Annotated in this window: 11 protein-coding genes; 7 read left to right on the forward strand and 4 right to left on the reverse strand. The window is 60.6% G+C overall.

Annotation, left to right across the window (positions count from 1 at the left end; translation table 11 throughout):
• Positions 1 to 70: 70 nt before the first annotated feature.
• The gene (lsrK, locus tag OHJ17_RS03030) at positions 71 to 1669 is read right to left on the reverse strand and encodes an autoinducer-2 kinase (protein ID WP_004210520.1); all 1599 of its coding nucleotides are present in this window, start codon (positions 1667 to 1669) and stop codon (positions 71 to 73) included.
• Between the two features lie 37 nt (positions 1670 to 1706).
• Positions 1707 to 2678 carry a transcriptional regulator LsrR gene (lsrR, locus tag OHJ17_RS03035; protein WP_032433599.1) on the reverse strand — a complete coding sequence of 324 codons (972 nt, stop codon included), beginning with the start codon at positions 2676 to 2678 and terminating at the stop codon, positions 1707 to 1709.
• Between the two features lie 218 nt (positions 2679 to 2896).
• On the opposite strand from lsrR, the gene lsrA reads away from it, so the two are divergent.
• Genes lsrA through lsrG form a run of 6 tightly spaced genes read left to right on the forward strand, consistent with a single transcriptional unit; the run spans position 2897 to position 8609 of the window.
• On the forward strand, positions 2897 to 4384 hold the full coding sequence (gene lsrA / locus OHJ17_RS03040) for an autoinducer 2 ABC transporter ATP-binding protein LsrA (protein ID WP_002917730.1): 1488 nt from the start codon (positions 2897 to 2899) through the stop codon (positions 4382 to 4384).
• Entirely contained in the window at positions 4381 to 5415 is a 1035-nt protein-coding gene (gene lsrC / locus OHJ17_RS03045; RefSeq protein WP_002917729.1) for an autoinducer 2 ABC transporter permease LsrC, read from the forward strand. The genes lsrA and lsrC overlap by 4 nt, the downstream gene beginning before the upstream one ends.
• The gene (gene lsrD / locus OHJ17_RS03050) at positions 5416 to 6414 is read left to right on the forward strand and encodes an autoinducer 2 ABC transporter permease LsrD (protein ID WP_002917727.1); all 999 of its coding nucleotides are present in this window, start codon (positions 5416 to 5418) and stop codon (positions 6412 to 6414) included.
• Position 6415: 1 nt separating this feature from the next.
• Positions 6416 to 7417: an autoinducer 2 ABC transporter substrate-binding protein LsrB gene (gene lsrB / locus OHJ17_RS03055; protein ID WP_002917725.1), complete on the forward strand. Its 1002-nt coding sequence runs from the start codon at positions 6416 to 6418 to the stop codon at positions 7415 to 7417.
• 11 nt (positions 7418 to 7428) lie between these two features.
• Positions 7429 to 8316, forward strand: coding sequence for a 3-hydroxy-5-phosphonooxypentane-2,4-dione thiolase (gene lsrF, locus OHJ17_RS03060; RefSeq protein WP_002917724.1), 888 nt, complete (start codon positions 7429 to 7431; stop codon positions 8314 to 8316).
• Positions 8313 to 8609, forward strand: a complete 297-nt coding sequence (lsrG, locus tag OHJ17_RS03065; protein WP_004181386.1) for a (4S)-4-hydroxy-5-phosphonooxypentane-2,3-dione isomerase — start codon at positions 8313 to 8315, stop codon at positions 8607 to 8609. Before lsrF ends, lsrG begins: the two co-directional genes overlap by 4 nt.
• Positions 8610 to 8655: 46 nt before the next feature.
• Here the strand turns inward: lsrG and ygjG are convergent, their stop codons facing one another.
• Both ygjG and OHJ17_RS03075 read right to left on the reverse strand, forming a co-directional pair.
• Entirely contained in the window at positions 8656 to 10035 is a 1380-nt protein-coding gene (gene ygjG, locus OHJ17_RS03070; RefSeq protein WP_032433597.1) for a putrescine aminotransferase, read from the reverse strand.
• A gap of 257 nt (positions 10036 to 10292) precedes the next feature.
• Entirely contained in the window at positions 10293 to 10847 is a 555-nt protein-coding gene (locus OHJ17_RS03075; protein ID WP_002917718.1) for a PadR family transcriptional regulator, read from the reverse strand.
• Positions 10848 to 11084: 237 nt separating this feature from the next.
• Here OHJ17_RS03075 and OHJ17_RS03080 point away from each other — a divergent pair, with 237 nt between their 5' ends.
• Positions 11085 to 11861 (forward strand): siderophore-interacting protein, encoded by a 777-nt coding sequence (locus OHJ17_RS03080; RefSeq protein WP_004144829.1) that lies wholly within the window; start codon positions 11085 to 11087, stop codon positions 11859 to 11861.
• Positions 11862 to 11924: the final 63 nt, after the last annotated feature.

The raw sequence follows: 11924 nt of genomic DNA on the forward strand, positions 1-11924 counted from the left end.
CGGAACTCGTTGTCCCTCACCCCGGCCCTCTCCCAAAGGGAGAGGGGGAAAGGCGGATCGGTACCGGTGGTTAGGGTGACGGGGAAGACGCTACGCGCTGGCGGCGCTCCAGGCCCGGTGCCTGCCACATCGATGTTGTCAGCCCGCTATCGACAAGGCCAAGCTGATCGGCGTACACCGTCTGCCACTTGCTCATCATCTCCTGATACAGCTCGCGATGCTGCGGATTTGGGGTGAACTCGCGGTGCCAGCTCACTAACCGTTCTCCTGTACTGGCCATATCGCCATACAGTCCGGCGCCGGTTCCGGCGGCGATGGCGCAGCCCAGCGCGGTGGCTTCGCGGACCACCGGCACCCGCACCGGCAGGCCGGTGACGTCGCTGAGGATCTGGCTCCACAGCGCGCCTTTAGAGCCGCCGCCGGCAAACACCAGGCTCTCGAATGTCACGCCGGAGAACTGCGAAATCTGCGCCAGGTTGCAGGCGGAGACAATCGCCGCGTTCTCCTCCAGCGCGCGGAACAGGGTCGCTTTGTTGCACTTCTCCGGATCGATGGAGAGGTTAATAAACGACGGCGCGGCGTGGTACCACTGCTTAAAGTGCATAGCGTCGGAAAAAATAGGCATCACGCCATGGGAACCGGCGGGGACGCGGCTGGCCATCTCTTCCAGTAGTGAATAGGCATCAACGCCGAGCCGCTCGGCAATCAGTTTTTCTTCAGCGCAGAAGGCGTCGCGAAACCAGCGCATGGTCAGGCCGGTAAAGAAGCTGATCGATTCCGCCTGCGCCATGCCGGGAATCACGTGAGGATTAACACGAATATTCATCTGCGGATCGGTGCGCACCTGCGGCAGGTTGACCACCTGCTGCCAGAAAGTGCCGCCGAGTACCGCAGTTTGCCCGGCGCGCACCACCCCAAGGCCCAGGCAGCCGAGCTGGACGTCGCCGCCGCCCATCACCACCGGCGTCCCGGCGCGCAGGCCGCTCTGCTGCGCCGCCGCTTCGGTGACGGCGCCCAGCAGGGTACCGGTCTCTTTGACCGGCGACAGCATATCGGCGCGCAGCCCGGCCATATCCAGCAGCGCCGGACGCCAGTCGCGGCTGAACAGATCGAGCATGCCGGTGGTGCCGGCGTTTGACGGGTCGACCGCCAGCTCGCCGGAAAGCTTCGCCGCCAGCCAGTCGCTGATCATGGTGATGGTTGCCGCTTTGCGGTAGATATCGGGGCGGTGGTGCGCCAGCCACAGCAGGCGCGGCATGGCGCTGAGCGCCAGGGTTTGTCCCGAGACCTCGTATACCTCGGATTCGAAGCGATAGTCGTGGATCTCCTTAAGCTCCGCCACTTCGCGGCTGGCGCGGGCATCGACGTTGGCGCAGGCCCAGATGGCCTCGCCGTTGCGGTCATAGAGAACGATGCCTTCGCGCATCGAACAGCAGGCGACAGACTGAATATCGGCGGCAGAGAGCCGGGCGGCGTCGAGCGCCTGGCGAATGCACTGGCAGGCCAGCTGCCAGTTGGTGGTAAGGTCGAACTCCATCGAGCCGGGGACGTTATCAACGCTCAGGTGTTTCCATTCGGCCTGGCCTACCGCCAGCTGGCGGCCATTAAGATCGAAAATAACCGCCCGAATGCTGCCGGTCCCGGCATCTAACGCTAACAGGTAACTCATGACATGCGCCTCGCTGTTGTCGCGCGGCGCCAGGCCGTCAGGAGGCCAGGGTAAGCACCGCGCGTGCTGTTGTCTCTTCCGTTACCAGGCCATTAATGCGCTTGCCAATCAGAGCGGCATAAATCGCCTGCGCTTTTTCTTCTCCCCCGGCGACGCCAACGATGGTCGGCAGCTGCGCTAGCTCATCAAGGGTCACGCCGAGCAGTTCCCGATGGATCTCCAGTCCTTCTACCGGCCTGCCGTCGGCCTGCAGGAAATAACCTAAAATGTCGCCGACCGCGCCTTTGCGGGCGTACATCAGCTGTTCGCCCTCGCTGATATAGCCGGAGCGCAGGATGGTCGCGTCGCGCCGCTGATCGATGGCGCCGATGCCAACCACCGCCGCGTCCGCCGCCGTCGCCGCGAGGATCACGTCGCGCACGCTCGACTCACGGCGCAGGATCTCGGCGACCTCCGCCGAAGAGACCCGCAGCGGCGCCGGGATAATGCTGACGCTGCAGGCGGCATCCAGCTGGCCAATACCGGTCATATAGGGGCCGACGCCGCCGGAGAGGGTCACCAGCCGCACCTGCTGCGAGCCGATAAAGCCGCTGAGATGCTGCAGGCAGCTCATGGTGGCTTCGCCGAAGCCGACCGCCAGCAGCTGTCCCGGCTGCAGAATGCCCATCAGCGACTGCGCCGCGCCGATACCCAGCCGGGTATTCATCGGCGGGGTGTTGAGCGCCGGCAGTACGCGGGCAATCTTGAGGCCAAAACGCTGCTGGAGTTCACTTTCCAGCGCCAGACAGCCCTCATAGCGCGAGTTGATCTGCACGCGGATCACCCCGGACTGGCGGCCTTTCTCCAGCAGGCGAGAAATCTTCAGCCGCGGCAGCCCCAAACGCTCGCCGATGTCATTTTGCGTCAGGCCGTCGTGGTAGTAGCACCACGCCACCCGCGCCACCAGCTCTTCCTCGGCTAACGCCAGCCCGGCGTAGCGGTTCTCTTCCGTAATGCGTTTATCGCTCATAAATTGAACTCTTATAAAAATTTAGATCATATGTTCGCTATTGCGCGGTCGGAAAGTGTGAGCCGACTGGCAAAACGGATCTTTCATCGCTGGCCCATTTTTTCCTGACGATCTAAAGCACCAAAGTGTGATCTTCGCACGGTTGTAAATATAGTTCACCGTCTACGCTTTTGAACATTATTAAATTTAAAAATCATTTGTTCAATCGAGGCGCGATGATGAAGCCACTGCTTGAAGCTCGCCAGATCCGCAAACAGTTCTCCGGCGTTGCCGTGCTGAAGGGCATCGACTTTACGCTATGCGCGGGCCAGGTGCATGCCCTGATGGGAGGCAATGGCGCGGGTAAATCGACGCTGATGAAGATCATCGCCGGCGTCGAAACCCCGGATAACGGTGAACTGACGATCGGCGACCGCGCGTTTGCGCGCCTCAATCCGGCGCTGGCTCATCAGTTAGGCATCTATCTGGTGCCGCAGGAGCCGATGCTGTTTCCCAACCTCAGCGTGCGCGAGAACATTCTCTTTCGTTTGCCGAAGCGGGCGGATACCGTCGCGCGGTTGCAGGACAAACTGCAGAAGTTGAACTGCCAGATCAACCTCGACGCCAGCGCCAGCACGCTCGAGGTAGCCGATCAACAGATGGTCGAGATCCTGCGCGGGCTGATGCGCGAGGCCAGGATCCTGATCCTGGATGAACCCACCGCCTCTTTAACGCCGGGTGAAACCGAGAGGCTCTTTAGCCAGATCCGTGCGTTACAGGCGCTGGACGTTGGGATCGTCTTTATCTCACACAAATTGCCCGAAATCCGCCAGCTTGCCAGCCATATTTCGGTGATGCGCGACGGCGCGGTGGTGCTGAGCGGCGAGACCGCGGCATACCGCGACGAACAACTGATTAACGCGATGACGCCGGTCAGCCGCGACCATGCGCTGAGCGACACGCAAAAGCTGTGGCTGTCGCTACCGGGCAACCGCCGTACGCAACCGCAGGACTTTCCCGTGCTGCGGGTGGAAGATCTTACCGGCGAAGGCTTTATCGATCTCAATCTGGAGATCCGCGCCGGAGAGATCGTCGGTCTGGCCGGGCTGGTGGGATCCGGGCGCACCGAATTTGCCGAAACCTTATACGGCCTGCGTCCACCGCGCGCCGGGCGAATCTGGCTGGAGAACCGCGAGATTAGCTGCGACAGCACCCGCGCCAGGTTGGCCAGCGGGCTGGTCTATCTGCCGGAAGACCGCCAGGTCTCGGGGCTGTTTCTCGATGCGCCGGTGCGCTGGAACACGGTGATGTTCAATCAGCCGTCGTGGTGGCAGCAGGGGAAACGGGAGGCGGCGGTGGTTGAACGCTATCACCGGGCACTGGGGATCAAGCTGGCCGATGGCGATCAGCCGGTGCGCACTCTCTCTGGCGGTAACCAGCAGAAGGTGCTGCTGGCGCGCTGTCTGGAAGCTAATCCGTTACTGCTGATTGTCGATGAGCCGACGCGCGGCGTGGATGTCTCCGCCCGCGCCGATATCTATCAGCTGCTGAAAAGCGTTGCCGCGCAAAACGTGGCGGTGCTGATGATCTCCAGCGATCTGGATGAGTTCGTTGGCCTTGCCGACCGGGTGCTGGTGATGCATCAGGGCCGCTACAGCGGCGAGCTGGCGCGGCAGGCGGTGACCGTCGATCGCATGATGACCCTGGCCTTTGGAGGGCAGGCATGAAAACGTTACTCAAGAATCGCGAACTGAGCGCCTTCTTTGCCATCGTGGCGCTCTTTGTTGTGCTGGTGGCGCTCAATCCAGCCTATTTCAGCCTGCAGACCCTGGCGATGATTTTCTCCAGCTCGCAAATCCTCTGCCTGCTGGCATTGGGCGCGACCCTGGTGATGCTGACCCGCAATATTGACGTGTCGGTAGGTTCGACCGTTGGGCTATGCGCCATCGCCGTCGGCGTGGCGCTGAACAACGGCTATGGGTTGGCGACGGCTATCGCCTTCGCGCTGGCGATTGGCGCGCTGGCCGGAGCTTTTAACGGCCTGCTGGTCGTGGGGCTGCGCATCCCGGCGATCGTCGCGACGCTCGGTACGCTGGGGTTGTATCGCGGGGTGATGTTGCTGTGGACCGGCGGGAAATGGATCGAAGGCTTGCCCGACAGCCTGAAATCGCTCTCGGAGCCCGCGTTTATCGGCGTGTCGCCGCTGGGCTGGCTGGTGCTGGCGCTGCTGCTGGCGGGCGGCTGGCTGCTGTCGCGCACCGCCTTTGGTCGTGATTTTTACGCCGCTGGCGATAACCTCGCCGCCGCGCGCCAGCTGGGCGTGGCGGTCAACCGCACGCGGATGCTGGCCTTTACCCTCAACGGTATGCTGGCGGCCTGCGCCGGGATCGTCTTCGCCGCGCAGATTGGTTTTGTGCCTAATCAGACCGGCAGCGGCCTGGAGATGAAAGCCATCGCCGCCTGCGTGCTGGGCGGGATCTCGCTGCTCGGCGGTACCGGCACGCTGCTTGGCGCGTTTCTCGGCGCCTTTTTCCTCACCCAAATCGACACCGTACTGGTGCTGTTCCGCCTTCCCGCCTGGTGGAACGACTTTATCGCCGGCCTGGTGCTGCTCGGCGTGCTGGTGCTCGATGGCCGTCTGCGTCAGGCGCTGGCCCGCCATCAGCGGGCGCTAAAGTACAGCCGTTTCCAGCCCGGTAACAAAGGGGGGAAACAGGTTGCCCGCTTTCCCGAACGCAAAAGCAAAGAGGTGGCTTAAATGAAGCTGAAGCTTAACTGGGAAAGCGCGCTGCTGGCGTTGCTGATCGTGGAGATCCTGCTGTTCGGCGCGCTGAATCCGCGCATGCTGGATCTCAATATGCTGCTCTTTAGCACCAGCGACTTTATCTGCATCGGCATCGTCGCGCTGCCGCTGACGCTGGTGATCATCAGCGGCGGGATCGATATTTCGCTGGGCTCGACCATCGGCCTGTGCGCCATCGCCCTCGGGGTGATGACCCAGGCGGGCTGGCCGCTGTGGCTCGCGGTATCGCTGACGTTGCTCTTGGGACTGCTGTGCGGGTTATTCAACGCCGCGCTGATCCACTACACCGGCATCAGCCCGCTGGTGATCACGCTTGGTACGCTGTATCTGTACGGCGGCGGCGCGCTGCTGCTTTCCGGGATGGCCGGCGCGACCGGTTACGAGGGGATTGGCGGTTTTCCCGATAGCTTCACCGCCTTCGCCAATTTAACCCTCGCCGGACTGCCGCTGCCGCTGGTGCTGTTCGCGATTATCACCTTTTTCTTCTGGCTGCTGACCCATCGCGGGCGCTTTGGCCGCCACCTCTTTTTACTCGGGCAAAACCCGCGCGCCGCGCGCTATGCCGCGCTGTCGGTGAACGGCATCCCGTACGTGCTGTATGGCCTGGTGGGCGTCGCCTCGGCGGTCGCGGCGCTGGTGATGGTCTCCTATTTCGGCTCGGCACGTTCGGATTTAGGCCGCGACCTGCTGATGCCGGCGCTGACCGCGGCGGTGCTCGGCGGGGCCAATATTTACGGCGGCTCGGGATCGATACTGGGTACCGCGCTGGCGGCATTGCTGGTGGGGTATCTGCAACAGGGTTTACAGATGGTCGGCATCCCCAACCAGGTGTCGAGCGCGCTGTCAGGGGCGCTGTTGGTTGTGGTGGTGATGGGGCGTTCGCTGAGCCTGCACCGTGAATGGGTGCGCGCGACCTGGCGGCGTCTTTTCTCGCATAAAACAATCGGAGCATAAAATGAAATTAAAACTGATCGTGCTGGCGCTGGCGATGAGCGTGGTTACCGCGCAGGCGGCGGACCGCATCGCCTTTATTCCTAAGCTGGTCGGCGTCGGCTTCTTTACCAGCGGCGGCAACGGCGCGAAAGAGGCGGGGAAAGCGCTGGGCGTGGATGTCACCTATGACGGCCCAACCGAGCCCAGCGTCTCCGGCCAGGTGCAGCTTATCAACAACTTCGTCAACCAGGGCTACAACGCGATTATCGTTTCCGCCGTCTCGCCGGACGGCCTGTGTCCGGCGCTGAAGCGGGCGATGCAGCGCGGGGTGAAAGTCCTGACCTGGGATTCCGATACCAGGCCGGAGTGCCGCAGCATCTATATCAATCAGGGCACGCCGCAGCAGCTTGGCGGCCTGCTGGTCGAGATGGCGGAAAAGCAGGTGACGAAGCCTACTGCCAAGGTAGCGTTTTTCTACTCCAGCCCGACGGTGACCGACCAGAACCAGTGGGTGAAGGAAGCCAAAGCCAAAATCGAAAAAGAACATCCGCAGTGGCAAATCGTCACCACCCAGTTTGGCTATAACGATGCCACCAAATCGCTACAAACCGCCGAGGGGATCTTAAAAGCCTATCCGGATCTCGACGCCATTATCGCGCCGGATGCCAATGCGCTGCCGGCGGCGGCGCAGGCGGCAGAGAACCTCAAGCGTCAGGGCGTGGCGATTGTCGGCTTTAGTACGCCGAACGTGATGCGTCCGTACGTTGAGCGCGGCACGGTGAAAGCGTTCGGCCTGTGGGATGTGGTTCAGCAGGGCAAAATTGCGGTTAACGTCGCCGATCGATTACTGAAAAAGGGCGATCTTAACGTAGGCGACAGCGTTGAGGTGAAAGATATCGGCTCGCTGAAGGTCGAACCGAACAGCGTGCAGGGCTATCAGTATGAGGCGAAGGGCAACGGTATCGTGCTGCTGCCGGAGCGCGTGGTGTTCAGCAAAGAGAACATCAACAACTACGACTTCTGACGGAGGATGAGATGGCAGATTTAGACGATATCAAAGAGGGGAAGGACTTCGGTATTGACCGCCCGCAGCAGAATACGCTGTATACCCTGAAAGGCTGCGGCTCGCTGGACTGGGGCATGCAGTCGCGGCTGGCGCGCATTTTTAATCCGCACAGCAACCGCACGGTGATGCTGGCCTTCGATCACGGCTACTTCCAGGGGCCAACGACCGGGCTTGAGCGTATCGACCTGTCGATTGCGCCGCTGTTTGCCGACACCGACGTGCTGATGTGCACCCGCGGCGTACTGCGCAGCCAGGTACCGGCGGCCACCAATAAGCCGGTGGTGCTCCGCGCCTCCGGCGGCAATTCGATTTTGAGCGAACTCTCCAACGAATGCGTGGCGGTGGCGATGGAAGACGCGCTGCGGCTCAACGTATGCGCGGTGGCGGCGCAGGTCTATATCGGCAGCGAATACGAACATCAGTCGATCAATAACATCATCAAACTGGTGGACGCCGGCAATCGCTACGGTATGCCGGTCCTGGCGGTTACCGGCGTCGGCAAAGAGATGACCCGCGATGCGCGCTACTTCTCGCTGGCCAGCCGGATTGCCGCCGAAATGGGGGCGCAGTTTGTGAAGACCTATTTCGTTGAGGAAGGCTTTGAAAAAGTGACCGCCAGCTGTCCGGTGCCGATCGTTATCGCCGGCGGTAAAAAACTGCCGGAGCATGAGGCGCTGGAGATGTGCTGGCGGGCGATCGACCAGGGGGCTTCCGGGGTGGATATGGGGCGCAATATCTTCCAGTCCAGCGCCCCGCGCGCGATGCTGAAGGCGGTGAAAAAGGTGGTACATGAGAATCTGAACGCGCGGGAAGCGTATCAGTTCTGGCAGGAAGAGAAACAGGGAGAGCTGAAATGAACGTCACGCTAGTGGAGATCAATATTAAACCCGAGCGGGTGGATGAGTTTCTCGAGGTGTTTCGCGCCAACCACGAGGGCGCGCTGCGGGAGCCAGGCAACCTGCGCTTTGATGTCCTGCAGGATCCTGAGGTGAAAACCCGCTTTTTTATCTACGAAGCCTATAAAGACGATGAGGCGGTGCTGGCGCATAAGAAGACGCCGCACTATTTAGCCTGCGTCGAAAAGCTGGAGGAGATGATGTCGCAGCCGCGGCAGAAGCGCAGCTTTATCGGCCTGTTACCGCAGGTGTGAGGGTTATCCTTCACCCTCTCAGAGGGAGAGGGTGAAGGACACTTTATTACGCTTCTTCGACCGAAACGCGCAGGGCCGCCAGCGCCTTGCGCGCCGCCTTCAGCACCTGTTCGCACTGCTCAAGGGTGAGCGTCAGCGGCGGTTCAATGCGGATCGTCTTGGCGTTGTTTAACGTCCCGGCGACCAGCACCCGCTGTCTGAACATCTCGCTGGCAAAGTCGTAGCCAATCTCGTTATCAACAAACTCGATAGCCATCAGCATGCCTTTCCCGCGCACTTCATTCACCAGGTCCGGATACTCCTGCGCCAGCAGGCGGAAACCGTCCAGCAGCATATCGCCTTTCTGCGCCGCCTGCGCCGGCAGGTTTTGCGTCAGCAGCACGTTGATCGTCGCCAGCGCCGCCGCACAGGCCAACGGGTTGCCGCCGAAGGTGGTGGTGTGCAGGAACGGGTTATCGAAGAGCACCGAGAAGACCTCTTCCGTCGCCACCGTCGCGCCGATCGGCATCACACCGCCGCCGAGCGCTTTCGCCAGACACAGAATGTCCGGCTGGACGTTCTCATGCTCACAGGCGAACATCTTGCCGGTGCGGCCCATGCCGGTCTGCACTTCGTCGAGGATCAGCAACGCGCCAAACTCGTCGCACAGTTTACGCACCGCCGGCAAATACCCCGTTGGCGGGAGGATCACGCCCCCTTCGCCCTGAATCGGCTCGAGGATCACCGCCGCGACGTCGTCGCCGGTTTTCTTGCACTCGCTCAGCATGGTGCGCATGGCGTTGATATCGCCGAACGGCACGTGGCGGAAGCCCGGCAGCAGCGGCATAAAGGGTTTGCGGAAGGTCGACTTGGCGGTGGCCGACAGCGCGCCCAGCGATTTACCGTGGAACGCGCCGCTGGTGGCGACGAAGGTAAATTTGCCGCGCGGAGACTGATAGGCTTTTGCCAGCTTCAGCGCCGCTTCTACTGATTCGGTACCGCTGTTGCAGAAGAAACTGTATTTGAGCTTGCCGGGCGTTAAGGCCGCCAGGGTTTTCGCCAGCATCGCGCGTAGCGGGTCCAGCAGCTCCTGACTGTGAAGCGGTTGTTTCGCGAGTTGATTCTCGACGGCGGATACCACAACTGGATTACGGTGCCCTACATTGAAGATGCCAAACCCACCAAGGCAGTCGATAAACTCCTGTCCCTGGGTGTCGACAAGCGTATTTAACCCTCCCGCTTGCCACTCTACGGCTCCGTAATCCCCGCCGGCTGTGACCGATTTTCGATACTCTAAAAACCCCGGATTCACATGCTCTTTAAAGTATTCCCTGACCTCCTGGTTAAGTGCTTTCATTTCCTCATGATCAAGCGTGCGCTTTTCAATGAGATTCAGTGCGTGTGCGCTGCAGGCCAGAGCCGATGCGCTGGAAGGTAACCTGTTCAAAATGTGCTCCTGGGGCGGACGTATCACACGATACTGGATTAAGTATTGCAGGGATTACGCCAGTTCGGCAGAAGCGGTGAAAATCGGGATAAATGCAAAGCAAAAGACGAATTGTGTAAAATTTAATCTCATTGCGCCACTATTGGCACGTTTTATTCCTGAGCTGACGAGATTTTCTGCCTGGCGGCAATGGACGGGGCGATCCGCCGTGGTGCGGGCTGCCCCAGCGCGGGGCAGCCGGTGGTGAAAAAAGAGGCTTAGTCGAGCTGAGAGATCTCCATCGCCGCCCGGTCAATAATGCCGATGATCTGCTTGAGCTGGGCGGCACTGCTGGCCTGCTGGTTCACTTTCAGGTCGAGGACCGCTTTGAAGTTTTCCAGCGCGCGCTTCATCTGCGGATCGCGGCGCAGCTCGCAGCCGACCATCCGCGCCTGCAGGCGCTCCTGGATATGGGCCAGGTGCTCCTGGTTCTCGGCGTGCAGCTGTTTTCCTTCCTCGCTGATAAGGATTTTCTTGCGTCCGTTGTCGTCTTCCACGCTGATAAGGCCCTGGTCCTGGAGCAGATCCAGCGTCGGATAGATCACCCCCGGGCTGGGGCTGTAGTTCCCCTGGGTAAGCGTTTCGATCTCTTTGATCAGCTCATAGCCATGGCTGGCGCTGCGGCTGAGGATATCCAGAATGATCAGCCGCAGTTCACCGTGGCCAAAGAAACGCTGGCGACGTCCGCCGCCGCGGCGGCCATGGTCGCCGTGTTCGCTGGGGTCACCGTGGCGCCCGCGTGGCCCACGCCCCTCTTCATGATGATGTCGCATGGTTACCTCCTGCTGTTTTTGATATATCTAATTTATATCTAAAAAATAAATGTTCGCAATGCTGGTTGCTATTTATTTTTTAAGATTTTGATATATATGTGATTTTTTTCTGGGTGTGGATTTTGATGCGGTTTGTTTTGACTATATCAAAAAAAGACTTGCATTCTTTTTAGTTGGCAATCATTATCATTTGCATCAAGTTTAGATATATCTATTTACCGTTCACGAAGGCAATCGATGATGACAAAAACCAAAGCAGACAAGTACCCGCAGCGTGTCCGCAATGAGCTGCGTTTCCGTGAGCTGACGGTGCTGCGCGTGGAGCGCGCAGGCGCGGCGTTCCAGCGTATCGTGCTGGGAGGCGAGGCGCTGGAAGGCTTCGCCTCTCACGGCTTTGACGACCATACCAAGCTTTTTTTCCCCGAGCCGGGCGCGGCATTTACCCCGCCGCAGGTGACCGAGGAGGGGATTGACTGGGGGGAAGGCGTGCGGCCTGCCACCCGCGACTATACGCCGCTGTACGATGCCGAACGTCACGAGCTGGCTTACGATTTCTATATCCACGATGGCGGTATCGCCAGCCGTTGGGCGCTGGAAGCAAAAGTGGGCGATAAGCTGGTGATCGGCGGCCCGCGCGGCTCGCTGGTGGTGCCGGAAGATTATGCCTGGCAGCTGTATGTTTGCGATGAGTCCGGCATGCCGGCGCTGCGCCGTCGTCTGCTGGGATTACGCCAGCTGCCGGCGAGGCCGCAGGTGACGGCCATCGTTACTATCGCCGATGCGTCGTATAAAGATTATCTGGCGGATCTCGACGGCTTTAACATCGAGTGGGTGGTGGGCCACAATCCGGCCTTCGTCGCCGAGCGTCTGGCGCAGGTGAAGGTGCCGGCGGAGGATTATTTTATCTGGCTGACCGGCGAAGGCGCGGTGGTGAAATCGCTGCTGGCGCGCTTTGAAGACGAGAGCATCGATCAGCAGCTGGTGCGTTCCCAGGCGTACTGGCACAGCAAGTAAAAAGCCATCGTGGTAAAACCCGGATAGCGGCGGGTCGCGCCTTATCCGGGCTACCGGCGGTGC

Source organism: Klebsiella sp. KP20-425-1, assembly GCF_025813515.1.
GTDB lineage: Bacteria > Pseudomonadota > Gammaproteobacteria > Enterobacterales > Enterobacteriaceae > Klebsiella > Klebsiella pneumoniae.